Annotated in this window: 12 protein-coding genes; 9 read left to right on the forward strand and 3 right to left on the reverse strand. The window is 70.0% G+C overall.

All coding sequences use genetic code 11. The features are described from left to right. The first annotated feature begins 526 nt into the window (after positions 1-526). Positions 527-976, forward strand: coding sequence for a PTS glucose transporter subunit IIA (locus AB5J50_RS09005; RefSeq protein ID WP_330303075.1), 450 nt, complete (start codon positions 527-529; stop codon positions 974-976). A gap of 78 nt (positions 977-1,054) precedes the next feature. Further along, a complete protein-coding gene (gene ptsP, locus AB5J50_RS09010) occupies positions 1,055-2,725 on the forward strand; it encodes a phosphoenolpyruvate--protein phosphotransferase (RefSeq protein ID WP_369256561.1) in 1,671 nt (556 codons plus the stop codon). A gap of 70 nt (positions 2,726-2,795) precedes the next feature. Here ptsP and AB5J50_RS09015 read toward each other — a convergent pair whose 3' ends face one another. Beyond that, the gene (locus AB5J50_RS09015; protein WP_369256563.1) at positions 2,796-3,689 is read right to left on the reverse strand and encodes a hypothetical protein; all 894 of its coding nucleotides are present in this window, start codon (positions 3,687-3,689) and stop codon (positions 2,796-2,798) included. Positions 3,690-3,805: 116 nt separating this feature from the next. Here AB5J50_RS09015 and AB5J50_RS09020 point away from each other — a divergent pair, with 116 nt between their 5' ends. After that, a complete protein-coding gene (locus AB5J50_RS09020) occupies positions 3,806-4,015 on the forward strand; it encodes a hypothetical protein (protein ID WP_369256565.1) in 210 nt (69 codons plus the stop codon). A gap of 220 nt (positions 4,016-4,235) precedes the next feature. On the opposite strand, the gene AB5J50_RS09025 is transcribed toward AB5J50_RS09020, so the two are convergent. Then, entirely contained in the window at positions 4,236-6,203 is a 1,968-nt protein-coding gene (locus AB5J50_RS09025; RefSeq protein WP_369256567.1) for an acetoacetate--CoA ligase, read from the reverse strand. Between the two features lie 213 nt (positions 6,204-6,416). Here AB5J50_RS09025 and AB5J50_RS09030 point away from each other — a divergent pair, with 213 nt between their 5' ends. Next, positions 6,417-8,783: a TIM-barrel domain-containing protein gene (locus AB5J50_RS09030; RefSeq protein WP_369256569.1), complete on the forward strand. Its 2,367-nt coding sequence runs from the start codon at positions 6,417-6,419 to the stop codon at positions 8,781-8,783. A 93-nt stretch (positions 8,784-8,876) separates the two neighbouring features. Here the strand turns inward: AB5J50_RS09030 and AB5J50_RS09035 are convergent, their stop codons facing one another. Further along, a complete protein-coding gene (locus AB5J50_RS09035; RefSeq protein ID WP_327427149.1) occupies positions 8,877-9,413 on the reverse strand; it encodes an NUDIX domain-containing protein in 537 nt (178 codons plus the stop codon). Positions 9,414-9,612: 199 nt separating this feature from the next. On the opposite strand from AB5J50_RS09035, the gene AB5J50_RS09040 reads away from it, so the two are divergent. The 5 genes from AB5J50_RS09040 to glpK all read left to right on the forward strand — a co-directional run bounded on the left by AB5J50_RS09040 (position 9,613) and on the right by glpK (position 16,123). Continuing rightward, the gene (locus tag AB5J50_RS09040) at positions 9,613-10,038 is read left to right on the forward strand and encodes a Zn-ribbon domain-containing OB-fold protein (protein WP_369265342.1); all 426 of its coding nucleotides are present in this window, start codon (positions 9,613-9,615) and stop codon (positions 10,036-10,038) included. 46 nt (positions 10,039-10,084) lie between these two features. Next, positions 10,085-11,275, forward strand: coding sequence for a lipid-transfer protein (locus AB5J50_RS09045; protein ID WP_369256571.1), 1,191 nt, complete (start codon positions 10,085-10,087; stop codon positions 11,273-11,275). A 148-nt stretch (positions 11,276-11,423) separates the two neighbouring features. Continuing rightward, positions 11,424-13,067, forward strand: coding sequence for an EAL domain-containing protein (locus AB5J50_RS09050; RefSeq protein WP_369256573.1), 1,644 nt, complete (start codon positions 11,424-11,426; stop codon positions 13,065-13,067). A gap of 781 nt (positions 13,068-13,848) precedes the next feature. After that, entirely contained in the window at positions 13,849-14,589 is a 741-nt protein-coding gene (locus AB5J50_RS09055) for an MIP/aquaporin family protein (RefSeq protein ID WP_369256575.1), read from the forward strand. Positions 14,590-14,602: 13 nt separating this feature from the next. Further along, positions 14,603-16,123: a glycerol kinase GlpK gene (gene glpK, locus AB5J50_RS09060; RefSeq protein ID WP_327427153.1), complete on the forward strand. Its 1,521-nt coding sequence runs from the start codon at positions 14,603-14,605 to the stop codon at positions 16,121-16,123. Positions 16,124-16,186 lie beyond the last annotated feature (63 nt).

The raw sequence follows: 16,186 nt of genomic DNA on the forward strand, positions 1-16,186 counted from the left end.
TCTGGCGTTGATTTTTGGCACGCTGTTGAGTTCTCAAGGAACGGACGCTTCCTTTGTACTCACCCTCTCGGGCTTTCCTCCGGGCGCTTCCCTTCGGTCTTGCTTTATTTTTGTTTCGTTCTTGCGTTTCCGACTCTATCAGATCGTTTCCGGTCCGATTTCCCTCGGCGCTTTCCAGGTTTCCGCTTTCGCGTTTCCCTTTCCGGCGGTTCCAAACTCTACCAGTGTTTTTCCGTCTCTCTGACCACGGTCCTGCAGACACGCAGAACCAGACCCCGAGATAGGATCTGACAAGTTGGGTGCTGCCAGGCAAGGACGCTTGGTCGCGTCACTCGGCCTCAAGCAGGAGTACGACTCTACATGCGGGCGTGGAGCGGGCGCAAATCGTTTGCGCTGTGCTCTACGGCCGCCAACCGGTACCTCTCATGCGGAACCGGCACTTCATATGACATACCCTGCTGAACAGTGCGCCGTCCGGGACAGGCAGTGACGGCCCATATGAATCTCCACCCCTGGGAGGCTTCCCATGACCACCGTGACGTCCCCTATTGCAGGACGCGCCATCGGACTCGCCGCGGTACCGGATCCCGTGTTCTCCGGGGCGATGGTCGGCCCCGGCATGGCGATCGACCCTGTGCGTGAGCCCTCGGAGGCTGTCGCTCCCGTGGACGGAGTCATTGTCTCGCTTCACCCGCATGCCTTCGTCGTCGTCGACAGCGAGGGCCACGGTGTCCTCACGCACCTCGGCATCGACACCGTACAGCTCAACGGCGAGGGCTTCGAGCTACTCGTCAATAAAGGGGACACCGTGACGCGCGGCCAGGGCGTCGTGCGTTGGAACCCGGCCGCCGTCGAGGTGGCCGGCAAGTCCCCGGTGTGCCCGATCGTGGCACTTGAGGCCACGGGCGACTCTCTCTCCGATGTCCGCGAAGACGGCGATGTGAAGGCCGGCGACGTCCTTTTCGGCTGGCAGTGACATCGATGCCGTCGTAGACGGCGAGTTTCGACAACCACCGCGGCGGCGGGACGCGCCGCACTATCGGAGACGGGTGAGATGGAGACAACGCTGCGAGGCGTCGGCGTGAGCCACGGTGTGGCGATCGGCGAGGTTCGGCACATGGGAACGGCGGTTCTTGAGCCGCCTGCCAAGCAGATCCCTGCGGAGGACGCGGAGCGCGAACAGGGGCGCGCCCGCCAGGCCGTGGAGGCTGTGGCAGCCGACCTGATTGCGCGCGGCAATCTGGCGGGGGGCGAAGCCCAGGCAGTACTCGAGGCTCAGGCCATGATGGCTCAGGACCCTGAGCTGATGGCTGATGTGGATCGACGGATCGCGGTCGGCAGCACTGCCGAGCGGGCGGTCTATGACGCGTTCGCCGCCTATCGCGCGCTGCTGGCCGGCGCCGGTGAGTACCTCGCCGGTCGCGTGGCCGACCTGGACGACGTGCGGAACCGTATCGTCGCCCGGCTGCTCGGGGTGCCCATGCCGGGTGTCCCGGACAGCGACGAGCCGTACGTCCTTATTGCTCGTGACCTCGCGCCCGCGGACACCGCGCTGCTCGACCCCACTCTTGTGCTCGGTTTTGTCACCGAGGAGGGCGGGCCGACCAGCCACAGCGCGATCCTGGCCCGTGCTCTCGGCGTTCCCGCCGTGGTCGCGCTTCCCGGTGCGGGTGAGCTCGCCGAAGGCACCGTGATCGCCGTGGACGGCAGCACCGGTGAGATCTTCGTGGAGCCGAGCGCTGAGAAGAAGTCGCAGCTGGAGGCCGCGGCGGCGGCGCGCAAGGCGGCGCTGTCCGCGTCGACGGGTCCGGGTGCCACCTCCGACGGTCACAAGGTGCCGCTGTTGGCGAACGTCGGCGGTCCCGCGGACGTGCCGGCCGCTGTCGAGGCCGGTGCCGAGGGTGTCGGTCTGTTCCGTACCGAGTTCCTCTTCCTGGACGACAGCAAGACGGCGCCGTCCGAGGAGAAGCAGGTCGAGGCGTACCGGCAGGTACTCGAGGCCTTTCCCGAGGGCCGCGTCGTGGTGCGCGTGCTCGACGCTGGCGCGGACAAGCCGCTCGACTTCCTGACTCCGGCCGACGAGCCCAACCCGGCACTGGGTGTGCGGGGTCTGCGGTCGCTGCTCGACCACCCCGACGTACTGCGTACGCAGCTGACGGCGCTCGCGAAGGCTTCGGAGGGCCTCCCGGTCTACCTCGAAGTGATGGCTCCGATGGTCGCTGACCGCACTGACGCCAAGGCGTTCGCGGACGCGTGCCGTGCGGCCGGGCTGCAGGCGAAGTTCGGCGCGATGGTGGAGATTCCGTCGGCCGCGCTGCGGGCGAGGTCGATCCTGCAGGAGGTCGAGTTCCTGTCCTTGGGGACCAACGACCTCGCGCAGTACACCTTCGCCGCCGACCGGCAGGTGGGTGCGGTGTCCCGCCTGCAGGACCCGTGGCAGCCCGCGCTGCTCGACCTGGTCGCGCTGTCCGCCGAGGCGGCGAAGGCCGAGGGCAAGAGCTGTGGTGTCTGCGGTGAGGCCGCATCGGACCCGCTGCTCGCGTGTGTGCTGACCGGTCTGGGTGTCACCTCCCTGTCGATGGGCGCCGCGTCGATTCCTTATGTCCGGGCGACGCTCGTCAAGTACACGCTGGCCCAGTGCAAGCGTGCCGCCGCGGCCGCGCGTGCCGCGGACACGGCCGAAGAGGCGCGTACGGCGGCACAGGCGGTGCTGTCCGGCGAGTGACCGGGCAAGGTCGTTGAATCGACCGGTGTCCAGGGGTGCGCCACCTGCGGGTGGCGCACCCCTTGCGCGTTCAGTGCGTGTGGCCCGTCCTCTCTCCTTCTTCTCCGAGGTCGGGTGGCACGCAGTAGTCGACACCCGATTCCGGGGAGACGAGGTCTCCGGAGTCGGCGTCCGTGCAGTAGGCGTCGAAGACCTCCGCGGCGGTCAAGGGTTCCAGGTCGTCCTCGCGCAGGCGCCATCCGTAGACACGGTCGGTGGCGTCGGCCGCGGTGGTGCGCATGACCAGTCCCCCGGCGCTCCCAGTCGCGATGCCCAGGGCCAGCACGGTGCTGAATTCCAGAGCCTCTGACGCGTCGAGGCACTTGGTGCCCGGCAGGTCGTCATCGGCGTGGAGTACGGCGACGAGCGTCTCGGGCGCTGCCGAGACGCTGCAGACGAGGTGCAGGTGGCCGCGCCCCGCGGTGTCGATGATGCGGGATAGCAGGTGGGAGGCGCGGGCGAAGGACGCTCGGCCGATGTCCTCGCCGCAGGATGCGCAGTTGCCGATGCGGGCCAGGAGTGTGGTCGCGTACTCCCAAGTGGCCTTGCGGACGGCCTCGTCGACCAGGGCCGGGACGAGTTCGTCGAGGGGCTGTCCGTCGTACAGAACCGTGGAGCCCGTGGCCGCCAGTTCAGCGGTGAAGCGTGAGCGGCTGGCGGGAGCGTCGGGTTCCAGGCCGCTTTCGGCGCAGAATTCGGCGTATTCCTCGGGGTCGAAGAGTGCCACGGTGGTGTGGCTGCCCTGGGCTGCGAGGGTCCTGAGCAGGGATTCCACTTGCTGGAGGTAGGTCGTGTGGTCGTCGAAGGCGAAGGTGCGGTAGCGCCGCATCTCCGTGAAGTCCTGTTCGTCGGTCAACAGGCCGATGGTGCCGGCGATTTCGCGGCGCAGGACGCGTCGCATCGTCTGGTGCTGGATGTGCGCCATGTTTCCCCCTGTGCGCAGTCGATCAATGCTCACTCACAGTAACTGGCGGCACTGACAATGCCGGACGGACGAGGCGATCACGCACGACGCGGCGCTGAAACAAGCAGGTCACGGCGATGGTCGCGCCAAACGCGGTCCTGCCGAGGGGGCCGGTGGCGATGGCCGTGGTGACGGCCAGTGGCCCGATGCCGCATCGCGCGGAGAGAGCCGGTGACGTAGCTGCGGCGGCCGTCGAGCGCGACTGGACGGGCGGGCACTCGGACTCCGAGCTGATGCCCTGTCTGGTGTCGCGGCTGGAGGGCGCGGGATCGAGGCCCGTGGTGTGAGCGGGATGAACCTCTGGGTGCGAGTGCGGGACGAGTCGGCTGTCATGTAGGGACTGCGGACGTACGGATGGTGGGTCGCGGCGGGTGCACACTTCCGGCTCGTCGGCGAGCCTGGTGTGTGCCTCTCGATCGCGGAGATCGAACCCGCCGACGCGGTGCGCCTGGCCTCGGACTTCGCTGTCGTGCTCGGCGAGTCCGAGGCCACCTGCGGAGGGATTGATCAGGCGCGCTTGCGGGCCAGGTCTTCGTAGAAGCGCAGCAGTTCGACGTTGTCCACGGAGCCGATGTTGACCGCCTTCTCCAAGGTGGCGCCCTGAAGGAGGCGTTTGACCGGGACCTCGATGCGCTTGCCCGTGAGGGTGTGGGGTACTCCGGGGACCTCGATGACCTCGTCGGGAACGTGGCGCGGGGAGAGCTGTTCGCGGATGGTCTGCTTGATGCGGTTCAGGAGGGCATCGTCGAGTGTGGCTCCGGGGGCGAGGTGCACGAAGAGGGGCATCCAGTAGCCGCCGTCGGGCTGTTCGATGCCGATGACGAGCGACTCCTTGATCTCGGGGAGTCGTTCGACGGCTTCGTAGATGTCGGCCGACCCCATGCGCACGCCCTGGCGGTTGAGCGTGGAGTCGGAGCGGCCGTGGATGACGACGGAGCCGCGTGAGGTGACGGTGATCCAGTCGCCGTGGCGCCACACTCCGGGATAGGTGTCGAAGTAGCTGTCGTGGTAGCGGCTGCCGTCGGGGTCGTTCCAGAAGCGGATGGGCATGGACGGCATCGGGTTGGTGACCACGAGTTCACCGACTTCGTCGGTGAGGGGCTTTCCGCTGGGGTCCCAGGACTGGAGATCGGTACCGAGACCGGGGGCTTGGAGTTCGCCGATGTGCACCGGGAGTGTGGGTACGGCTCCTGCGAAGCAGGAGCACACGTCGGTGCCACCGCTGACGGAGGCGATCCACAGATCCTCGCGGACCTCGTCGTGCAGCCAGCGGAAGCCGTCGGGCGGAAGGGGCGAGCCGGTGGTGGCGACGCACTGTACGCGCGCGAGGTCGAAGTCGCGGGAGGGGTGGACGCCCGCCTTGCGGCACGCCATCACGTACGCGGCGGAGGTACCGAAGAGGGTCGCTCCCGTGCGTTCGGCGATACGCCACTGGGCGCCCGTGTCCGGGTAGCCGGGGCTGCCGTCGTACAGGACGATCGTGGTGCCCGTGAGGAGGCCGGAGACGAGGAAGTTCCACATCATCCAGCCGGTGGACGTGTACCAGAAGAAGCGGTCCTCGGGCCCCAGGTCGCAGTGCAGGCCGAGCTGTTTGAGGTGCTCGACGAGGATGCCGCCCTGGGACTGGACGATGGCCTTGGGCAGGCCGGTCGTGCCGGAGGAGTAGAGCACCCACAAGGGGTGGTCGAAGGGAACCGCCTCGAAGAGGGGCGCCACGTCGGCGGAGGTCAGGGATGACCATTCCAGGGCGCCCTCGGGTGCCTCGGTGCCGAGCAGCGGGATGTGGACGACGGCGCGCAGGGTGGGCAGTTCGCGGCGCAGTTCGGCGACGGTGTCGCGGCGGTCGTGCTCCTTGCCGCCGTAGCGGTAGCCGTCGACCGTGAAGAGCACGACGGGTTCGACCTGCTGGAAGCGGTCGAGGACGCTGCGGGCGCCGAAGTCGGGGGCACAGGACGTCCAGACGCCTCCCACAGCGGCTGTGGCGAGCAGAGCGACCACAGCTTGCGGAATGTTCGGGAGATAGCCGCTGACGCGGTCTCCCGGGCGTACGCCGAGGGCGCGCAGTTCGGTGGCCAGGGAGCCGACCTGGCGACGCAGCTCGGCCCAGCTCACCGGGGTCGCCTCGTGGGTCTCGTCCACATACAGGAGGGCTGGTTCGTCCGCACGGGTCTCGGCCGCCCGCAGGGCGTGCTCGGCGTAGTTGAGGGTCGCCCCGGGGAACCACTCGGCGCCTGGCATGGAGCGGTCGCCGAGCACGCGCGCGTAGGGGGTCGAGAACCGTACGTCGAACCACTCGGTGACGGCTTTCCAGAAGGTGTCCAGTTCGTCCACCGACCAGCGGTGCAGCGCCGCGTACCCGCCGTCGGACGGCGCTCCGTGGTGCTCGGCCGCCCAGGCCTGGAACTTCGTGATCTGTGCCTGGGCGATGCGTTCCTCAGTGGGCTGCCAGAGCGGTGAGGGGTTCGCGGTGGACATGGGGCGGCTCCCGGACTGTGCGCGTCGTGTGCGTCTGTCGCGCACGAGCAGGGGTGTGCGCGTCACGCGGCTGACACGGACGATGCCATGTGATCGACTTCTGCACCAGGGTGCGCCGCACATAGTCGACGACGTGAAGATGTGGCGTCGCCACGGGTGAACGGGAGTTGAACGACTCACCCATTTGGCGTCGGCAATGGCAGGGTGAGCAGCATGGACGGTCGTGACCTGGTGCGTTCGGTGAAGGCAGTCGGCTCGGGGGGTGCCACTCAAGGGTTGCGCACCGTGCGGGCCGCGTGGCGCAGGAGGCGTGCCGACGCCACCGGGTTGCCGCAGCGGGGCGCCGAACGCGCCCGGGTGCCCGGGCCGGTGCAAGGTGTGGAGCCGGAGCCCGGCGGCGGAGTCGTCCGGTTCGCGCGGTCCGAGCTGCGGATCACGGTCGCGGTGAGCGGTGCGGTGTTCTGGGGCTGGGACGGGGTCGGTCCGGAGCCGTCGTACGCGCTCGCGGGCCGCTGCCCGGAGCCGGACCCGCGGGTCGTCCTGGAGCCCGACAAGGACGGTGGCTGGCGGGTCGTGGCCGAACGGGTGACGGTCGTGGTCTCGCGGCACGGCGCGGTCGAGGTGCGTACGCCCGGTGGTGTGATCCTGCGCCGCGATCTGCCGCCCCGTTGGTGGGAGCCCGTCGACGGCGGCGCGGCCCGCTGGATGCAGCGCTCCGAAGTGGCTGCCGACGCGCGGTTCTTCGGCCTGGGCGGGCGCGCGGCGGGACCCCGGCTGCGCGACGGGATGTACCGGCTGTGGAACACGGATCCCGGCCAGGCCTTCGGGCCTGGTGACGATCCGCTGTACATCACCATGCCCGTGCAGATGGTGGTCGCCGACGCGGCCACGCATCTCGTGTTCCACGACACGTCGTGGGACGGAACGGTGACGTTGCGTGAGGGCGAGGAGGGGGCCGGCTCCGGGCACGACCGGGCCGGGACGTGCGAGCTGCGAATGGACGGCGGCCCGTTGCGCTGCTGGGTGATGGTGGGCACCCCCGCGCGCGTGCTGCACGCGTGGGCCTCGCTCACCGGGGCGCCCGCGCTGCCGCCCGCGTGGGCGCTGGGGCACCATCACGCGCGGTGGGGCTTCGGCGGCGAGCAGGAGGTGCGGCGGATCGTCGCGGGCTACCAGGAGCGCGGTCTTCCGCTCGACGCGGTCCACCTGGACATCGACCACTACGACGCGCACCAAGTGTTCACGGTCGACCGGGAGCACTTCCCCAAGCTGCCCGTGCTCGCCAAGGAGTTGCGCCGCGACGGCATCCGCCTGGTGTCGATCGTCGACCCGGCGGTCAAGGCCGAGCCGGGCAACGCCGTGTACAACAGTGGCCTCGCCAAGGACGCCTTCGTACGGGATGCCTCGGGGCGGCTCGTGCGGGGTGTCGCATGGCCTGGGGAGTCGGTCTATCCGGATTTCACGCACGCGCGCGTGCGGCGCTGGTGGGGCGGGCTGTACGAGGAGCGGCTCGCGCAGGGCTTCGCCGGGTTCTGGCACGACATGAACGAGCCGACGTCGTTCACGGCGTTCGGGGAGTCGACGCTGCCGCGTTCGGCCCGGCACTCCTTGGAGGGGCACGGCGGAGACCATCGCGAGGCGCACAACGTGTACGCGCTGGGCATGGCGCGGGCCGGGTACGAGGGTCTTCGTGAACTTGCGCCCCAGGAGCGGCCGTTCCTCTTCTCACGCTCCGGGTGGGCCGGAATGCAGCGCTACGGAGGGACCTGGTCCGGGGATGTGGCGACGGGCTGGCCCGGGTTGCGGGCGTCGCTGTCGCTGGTGATGGGGCTCGGGCTGTGCGGGGTGCCGTATTCGGGACCCGATGTGGGCGGCTTCGACGGGAGCCCGTCGCCCGAGCTGTATCTGCGGTGGTTCCAGCTGGGCGCGTACCTGCCGCTGTTCCGTACGCACGCCAGTCTGCGGGCGGGGCGCAGAGAGCCCTGGGAGTTCGGTGACGCCGTCCTGGAGCACGCGCGCGTGGCGCTCGTCGAGCGGCGGCGTCTGCTCCCGTACTTCATGACGCTGGCGCATCTGGCGCGCCGCACCGGTGCGCCGTATGTGCGGCCGGTGTGGTGGGGCGCGCCCGAGGACCGGGCACTGCGCGACTGCGAGGACGTCTTTTTGCTCGGCGACTGTCTCCTGGTGGCGCCCGTACTGGACCACGGGGCCGACCGACGGGCCGTGCAGTTGCCGCGGGGGCGTTGGTACGACACGGTCACCGAGACGGCTTACGAGGGGCCGGCGCAGGTGCTGGTCGATGCCCCCTTGTCGCGGATTCCGGTGCTGGCGCGCGCGGGTGCCGTCATGCCCGTACGGGGAGCCGACGGCGGTCTGGAGCTGGAGGTGTGGGCTCCCGCGCGCGGACGCAGCGGAGGCGGGCTCGTCGTGCCGGACGCGGGCGACGGGTGGGACGAACCGGAGATCGAGCGCTATGTGACGCGCTGGGAGGGGCGGCACGTGGTGGTGTACCGGGAGGGAGAGGGCGGCCTGAGCGAGCCGCCGTATCCCGTGCGTGTGCGAGGGCTCGGGGCCGGCTGACGGATCCCTGAGCATCCCAGGTGAGCCTTGCGGCGTACGGATGGCAGGCGATGACACACGGATCTTGAGCGCGTCTTCAGGACCACGAGCCCCTCAGACGTACCGCCCCTCGAACCATGCCTGTACCACCAAGGTGTGCAATGGGAAGGCGAGTTCGGCAGGCCTGCGCAGCAGGTGCCAGCCCTCCGTCTCGTCCGTGGAGGCGGACGGCGGCAGTTCGGCGGCCGGGCGCTCCGGGAGGAGTCCGAAGAGCAGCAGATGCCCGGCGGGAGAACTCATCGCGTCGGCGAGCCGCACTTCCCGGCTCGCCGCGTCGATGCCCGTCTCCTCCTTGAGCTCGCGGACGACGGCGTGCCGCCAATCCTCACGGTGGTCGATGAACCCTCCGGGCAGGGCGATGCCCCCGCGCGCGGGGGCAATGGTCCGGGTGATGACGACCAGAGCGGTTCCCCGGGCGTCGTACACGGGCTGCAGGGCCACCGCGACCGGCAGCGGATTGCGGTAGGCCACGGTGCCGCAGGCGGCGCAGGTGCGGGGCCAGCCGGAGATGCCCTCTCCGTAGGGTGCGCCGCAGCTCGAACAGTGCGAGTCGGGTGCGAAGTCGGCGGGCGGGTGCGGGGTTGCGGACACGCCGCGGACTGTATCCGATCACTTGGGGACGGCCGGATCCACCCCCGTGGGCCCCGGCCGTCCCCACAGGTACTCCGACGCCCGAGCGGCCCCTGTGGTTCACCACGACGCCTGCCCAATTCCCGCTGCCCGTGACACACTTCTGACGTTCCGTCAGATCCAGTGTCATGGAGGGGCCTTGTCGCGTACACGCACACCTGTGGTCGCCGGGTGGTTCGCCGGGGAAGGCGACGACTTCCGTCTCCTCGGTACGCGCTGCTCGGCGTGCGCCTCCGTCTTCTTCCCCCGTGAGGACGCCTTCTGCCGCAATCCGGGATGCCAGGGCGGCGAGCTGGCCGAGGTGCCGTTGTCCCGGCACGGCCGCGTCTGGTCGTACACGGACAGCCAGTACCGACCTCCGTCACCCTATGTGACCGATCCGGAACTCTCCTGGGAGCCCTACGCGTTGATCGCTGTGGAGCTGGAATCCGAGCGCATTGTGGTACTCGGCCAGGCAGTTCCCGGGATCACCGTCGCCGACCTGACGGTGGGCATGGAGGTGGAGGTCGTCCCGGGTGTGCTGAACGAGGACGCGGAGACGACCTGGACGACGTGGCACTGGCGGCCGACGGGGGTGACGGCTTGAGGAGCGTGAGGAGCTTGAGGGGCCTGCGGCATACGGGGGTGAGCGCATGACCGGTGACGTGGCGGTGCTCGGCGCGGGCATGCACCCCTGGGGCAAATGGGGGCGCGGATTCGTCGAGTACGGGGTCATGGCGGCGCGGGCGGCGCTGGCCGACGCGGGGGTCGACTGGCGGGACATCGGCTCGATCGTGGGCGCGGACACCGTGCGCGGCGGCTATCCCGGATACGTGGCGGGGGCGACGTTCGCCAAGGCGCTGGGCTGGCAGGGGGCGCGGGTCGCGAGCGTGTACGCGGCGTGCGCGTCGGGAGCGCAGGCCCTCAACACAGCGCGGGCCCAGATCCTTTCGGGCCTCACGGACGTCGTGCTCGTGGTGGGCGCGGACGCGGCGCCCAAGGGGTTCTTCCGCCCGGCGGGCGGGGACAGACAGGACGATCCGGACTGGCTGCGGTTCCGCGTCCTCGGGGCGACGAATCCGACGTACTTCGGGCTGTACGCACGGCGGCGGATGGTGGTGCACGGGGACACGCTGGAGGACTTCGCGCAGGTCAAGGTGAAGAACGCCGCCCTGGGGGCACTGAATCCCCATGCGCGCTACCGCAAGAGGGTCACCGCCGAGGAGGTCGCCGGTTCCGCGGTCGTCGCCGATCCGCTGCGGTTGCTCGACATCTGCGCGACCTCTGACGGCGGCGCGGCCGTGGTGCTGTCCAGCATGGAGTTCGCGCGTGTGCACGGACAGGCGGACCCCGTACGGATCCGCGCCGTGTCCACAGTGACGCCGCGCTTTCCCAACACGGTGCTGGACCTGCCGGACATCGCCACGGACTCAGCGGTGGCGGCTGAGCCCGCGGCCGACTCCTTCCGGGCATCGATCGCGCACGCGGCGTACGAGGAGGCGGGCGTCGGTCCCGAGGATCTCTCCCTGGCCGAGGTGTACGACCTGTCCACCGCCCTGGAGTTGCAGTGGTACGAGGATCTGCGGCTGTGCGGAGAGGGCGAGGCGGCCAAGCTGCTGCGGGAGGGCGCGACGGCGCTGGGCGGACGCATACCGGTGAACGTGAGCGGCGGGCTCGCCTCCTTCGGAGAGGCCGTTCCGGCGCAGGCCATCGCCCAGGTGTGCGAGCTGACATGGCAGCTGCGGGGCAGCGCGGGTGACCGGCAGGTCGCGGGGGCACGGGTGGGGATCACCGCGAACCAGGGGCTGTTCGGACACGGCTCGTCGGTCATCGCCGTCCGGTGATCCCGGCTGCCGTGCGCGTGCCGTCGTCGTCCGTCGTCCGCGTGGCTCGTACCGCGGCCGTCCCCACTCGGTGTGACGACCTCGGAATGCTGCGTGAACAGCTCATGAATCGCGCCCGGGCGTGCGCGGGCGGCGCCACTATGCTGCTGTGCCCTCCTGGACGGATACTGTCCGCTTTGCCTTCCAGCCGGTCGTCAATCTGACGACCGGAGGGGTCGCGGCGCTGGAGATACTCGCCCGTCCGGAGGCCGGTGACATCCTGGCGCAGGCCCGCCGTGACCCCGAACTCGACGGCCGCCTGGCCGCGCTGGCGATCCGGTCGGCGGCCCACAAGGAGACGCTGCTGCCGTTGCACGTCAACGTGTTCGCCGGAACCCTGGCCGATCTCGGCGGGCTCGCGGCGCTGCGCGAGGCGGTGCGTGAGGCCGGGCGGCTGCCGTGGGAGGTGACGATCGACATCGGACCGCCGTACACACACGTGCCCCAGCACGCCCTGCTGGAGGCGGTGACCGCGCTGCGGCGCGAGGGCTTCCGGATCTGTGCGGACGGGGTGGGTGACGGCGACGTACCCCTGCGTCTGCTCACGGACCTCGCGCCCGAGCTGATGAAGCTCGATGTGTCCCTGCTGACGCGGCCCGCGGCGGTGCGGGCGATGCGGACGCTGTGCGAGCAGTTGGGCGCGCTGCTGTCCGTCGAGGGGGTCGAGACGGAGTCGCAGTGCGCTGCCGCGGTGTCGGCGGGCGCTCAGTTGGCGCAGGGCGAGCTGTTCGCGCCGCCCGCCCGGCTGCCCGCAGCGGACGTATACGTTCCGGCCCTCTCCCGCGGCGTCGCGTCGACGCCGCGGTCGGGTCCGTCCGTACGGCAGTTCGTACGGCCGGCGGCGCTGCTGCCCGCCACGGCGTCCGCGGGCCGGGTGCGGGCGCTGCTCACCGGCTCGCCCGACGTGTCCGGGGTACTGCTCGTGGATCCCTCCGGTATTCCGGTCCGCTCAGTGCACCGGTCGCGGTTCCTGTTGTCGTTGTCGGGGCGCTACGGGCATGCGCTGTACGCCGACCGGCCTGCCGCCAAGCTCGGCGATCCGCCGCGCACGGTCGGCGTCGACGCCACCGCGTGGGAAGTGCTCGACGTGGTGGCGGACGGGGAGCGGGACCGTACGTCCGACGATGTCGCGGTCGTCGACCGGTACGGGCGATGCGTGGGCGTCGTACGGCTGGCGGATCTCGTACGAGCGCTGGCCGAGAGCCGGGTGGAGGAGGCTGCGGGGCTCAACCCGCTGACCCGGCTGCCCGGGTCGGACGCGATCACCGGCGAGGTGGACCGGCGGATCGCGGACGGCAGGATGTTCGCGCTGACCTGGCTGGACGTCGACCACTTCAAACAGGTCAACGACGGAGCGGGGTTCGCGGCGGGCGACGACCTGATCCGGGCGGTCGGCCGGGCATTGCAGCACGCGGCATCCGGGGCGACGCATGTCGGGCACATCGGCGGGGACGACTTCCTGGTGCTGGCGGACCCGGACACCCTCGACCCGCTGGCCACCTCGGTGCTCGACACGCCCTGGTCGGCGGGCGGGCGGACCGTCACGCTGTCGCTGGCGACGGTGCTGTGCGCGCCCGGCAGTGTGACCGACCACCGGCAGGCGGCGGCGTGCCTGGCGCCCCTCAAGCAGGCCGCGAAGGCCCTGACCGGGGCGAGTTGGGTGCTGGGGCGTGCGGGACTGCCGGGCCACGAGATCCGCCGCGGTTCGGGCGCGGCACCGGCGCAGCCGTCCGGGCAGACGCTGACCGGCTGACCACTGGAGGCCTGACCCGGCGATCGGAGCCCGGCGGGGGTACGCACGACCCGGCAACGGCCGATCCCGGGCGTCGACGCCAGTCCGCGGGCCTCAGCGGTCGCAGGAGGCGGGATCGCAAATTGCTGCTGCCTGGGCGGCTTCGGTGAACGGCCAGTTCCGCGGAGGAGGCTCTGATCCCCGTAGCGTCCGCGGACAAGGCGTCTGTACCCGTAACCGGACAAGGCGCCCGTACCCCTACCCGGACGAGGCATCGGGGCCCGTACCTGGGCGAGGCGCGGATACCGGTTCCAGGGCGCACAACGCATAGCAATCCAGGCGAAGCACGGATCCCGTCCCGTGGTGAGCGGTTCCCAGTCCCAGACCGAACGCGGCCGCCGGGCCGCCGCGGGCGAGGCAGGGGCCGCCAGGCCACGGGCGCGAGGATCGCCGTCCGCACGCCCACCCCGTCCCCGCCCCCGACAACCCACCGCAACGCGCGTCCTATTCGTGGCCTTCGAACCGTTGCGGTCCGCGACCTTGACGCCCCCTGGGCACCGGTGAACACTTCCGGGTGTCAGTCGGCATCGCCGCATTCGGGCGTCTTCAGGCACCGCGCCGCTCGGGTTTCCGACCTGTACCACGGGCCGTCCCCACGGGCGATTCCGCTGCGACGGCACGCTCGTCACGGACGCCGGGCGGGGCGCGGGACCTCCCTGCCTTCGGCTGAAGTAGCCATGGGAAACGCACCCTGCACGGTGGCCCGGGGCGGATCGCCTCGGGCGAGGGCCTAGGAGCCGCCATGAGCAACGGAGACATCTTTGTCGGCGAGTTGATCGGCACAGCGATTCTGATCCTGTTCGGCGCGGGAGTGTGTGCCGCGGTCACCCTCAACAAGTCCAAAGCGCAGGGAGCGGGGTGGGTGGTCATCGCCTTCGGGTGGGGCTTCGGCGTGCTCGCCGGCGCATACACCGCGGCACCGCTGTCCGGCGGGCAGATCAACCCCGCCGTGACGATCGGTTTCGCGATCGAGGGCTCCACGAAGTGGGAGGACGTGCCCTTCTACATCCTGGGGCAGTTCGCCGGAGCCATGATCGGGGCCACGCTCTGCTGGCTGCTCTACCTCGGCCAGTTCAACCTCAACGCCGAGGAGGACAAGGCCATCGAGACGCTGGGGATCTTCTCGACACGGCCCGAGATCAACAACCCCGTACAGAACCTGATCACCGAGATCATCGCCACCGCCGCCCTGATGCTGCCCATCCTCGGGCTGGTCGGCGGGGACAAGCACGTCGCGGGCATCGGCGACGCGGGCCTGCCCGTCCTGCTCATCTCCCTCCTCGTCGTCGGCATCGGCCTCTCACTGGGCGGCCCCACCGGGTACGCCATCAACCCGGCGCGCGACCTGGGACCGCGCCTCACCCACGCGCTGCTGCCGATTCCCAACAAGGGCACCTCTGAGTGGAGTTACTCCTGGATCCCGGTGGTCGGCCCGATCGCGGGTGCCGCCATCGGGGCCGCGATCTACAACGCAGCCTTCTGACGAAGGGGACGTCATGACGGATCATGCCGAGAAGTACGTCGCCGCAATCGACCAGGGCACCACCTCAAGCCGTTGCATCATCTTCAACCATGACGGCGCGATCGTCGCCGTCGATCAGCGCGAGCACCGCCAGATCTTCCCGAAGCCGGGCTGGGTGGAGCACGACGCCACCGAGATCTGGTCCAAGGTGCAGGCGGTGGTCGCGGGCGCCATCGCCAAGGCCGGGCTGCGCGCCGACCAGGTCAGCGCGCTCGGCATCACCAACCAGCGCGAGACGACGGTCCTGTGGGACCGCGCCACCGGCAAGCCCGTGCACAACGCGATCGTGTGGCAGGACACCCGTACGTCCGCGCTCTGCAACGAACTGGGCGGTTCGGACGGGCAGGACCGTTTCCGCGAGCAGACCGGTCTGCCGCTGGCCAGCTACTTCTCGGGGCCCAAGGCGGCCTGGCTGCTCGACAACGTTCCGGGGCTGCGCGCGCGTGCCGAGCGCGGCGAGATCGCCTTCGGCACCATCGACTCGTGGCTGATCTGGAACCTGACCGGCGGCACGGAGGGCGGGCAGCACGTCACCGACGTGACCAACGCCGGCCGCACCATGCTGATGAACCTGGAGACGCTCCAGTGGGACCCGTCCATCCTCTCCGCGATGAACGTCCCCGAAGCGGTCCTCCCCGAGATCAGGTCCTCCGCAGAGGTGTACGGCACCGCCGTGGGCCAGCTCGCGGGCGTCCCCGTCGCGTCGGCCTTGGGCGACCAGCAGGCGGCGGTGTTCGGGCAGGCCTGCTACGACGTGGGGACGGCGAAGAACACATACGGCACGGGAAGCTTCCTGCTGCTCAACACCGGTAACCGGCCCGTTCCTTCGAAGAACGGGCTGCTGACGACCATGGGGTACAAGATCGGCACCGAGGCGCCGGTCTACTGCCTCGAAGGGTCGATCGCGATCACCGGGGCGCTGGTGCAGTGGTTCCGCGATCAGCTCGGCATCATCCGCAGCGCCGACGAGATCGAGACGCTGGCGGCTAGTGTCGAGGACAACGGCGGCGCGTACATCGTGCCCGCGTTCTCGGGCTTGTTCGCCCCGTACTGGCGCTCCGACGCGCGCGGTGTCGTCACCGGGCTCACGCGGTACGTCACGAAGGCGCACCTCGCCCGGGCGGTTCTGGAGGCGACCAGCTGGCAGACGCGCGAGGTCGTCGACGCCATGTACCAGGACTCCGGGGTGCAGATCACCACCCTGAAGGTGGACGGCGGCATGACCAAGAACAATCTGCTGATGCAGCACCAGGCGGACGTTCTCGGGGTGCCGGTGATCCGTCCGAAGGTCTCCGAGACGACCTGCCTGGGCGCGGCGTACGCTGCCGGGCTCGCGACCGGTGTGTGGAACGACCTCGACGAGCTGAAATCGCACTGGCAGAAGGACGTCGAGTGGACACCGGCAATGGAGGCCTCCGTGCGCGACCGTGAGTACCACAACTGGCGCAAAGCAGTGGAGAAGAGCTTCGGCTGGCACGAGGAGGACGTCAGCTGAAACAGGGGTCCACGCGTGCGTGCGTCTCGCATGAAGCACGCGCGCGTGCATGACTGCGGCCCG

This window comes from Streptomyces sp. R35, assembly GCF_041053035.1.
Classification (GTDB): Bacteria; Actinomycetota; Actinomycetes; order Streptomycetales; family Streptomycetaceae; genus Streptomyces; species Streptomyces lutosisoli.

What these genes read in the sequence shown, in the direction of transcription:
- AB5J50_RS09005 (WP_330303075.1), top strand. Translation starts at nt 527, where the DNA reads ATGACCACCGTGACGTCCCCTATTGCAGGACGCGCCATCGGACTCGCC.
- ptsP (WP_369256561.1), top strand. Translation starts at nt 1,055, where the DNA reads ATGGAGACAACGCTGCGAGGCGTCGGCGTGAGCCACGGTGTGGCGATC.
- AB5J50_RS09015 (WP_369256563.1), bottom strand. Translation starts at nt 3,689, where the DNA reads ATGGCGCACATCCAGCACCAGACGATGCGACGCGTCCTGCGCCGCGAA.
- AB5J50_RS09020 (WP_369256565.1), top strand. Translation starts at nt 3,806, where the DNA reads ATGGTCGCGCCAAACGCGGTCCTGCCGAGGGGGCCGGTGGCGATGGCC.
- AB5J50_RS09025 (WP_369256567.1), bottom strand. Translation starts at nt 6,203, where the DNA reads ATGTCCACCGCGAACCCCTCACCGCTCTGGCAGCCCACTGAGGAACGC.
- AB5J50_RS09030 (WP_369256569.1), top strand. Translation starts at nt 6,417, where the DNA reads ATGGACGGTCGTGACCTGGTGCGTTCGGTGAAGGCAGTCGGCTCGGGG.
- AB5J50_RS09045 (WP_369256571.1), top strand. Translation starts at nt 10,085, where the DNA reads ATGACCGGTGACGTGGCGGTGCTCGGCGCGGGCATGCACCCCTGGGGC.
- AB5J50_RS09055 (WP_369256575.1), top strand. Translation starts at nt 13,849, where the DNA reads ATGAGCAACGGAGACATCTTTGTCGGCGAGTTGATCGGCACAGCGATT.
- glpK (WP_327427153.1), top strand. Translation starts at nt 14,603, where the DNA reads ATGACGGATCATGCCGAGAAGTACGTCGCCGCAATCGACCAGGGCACC.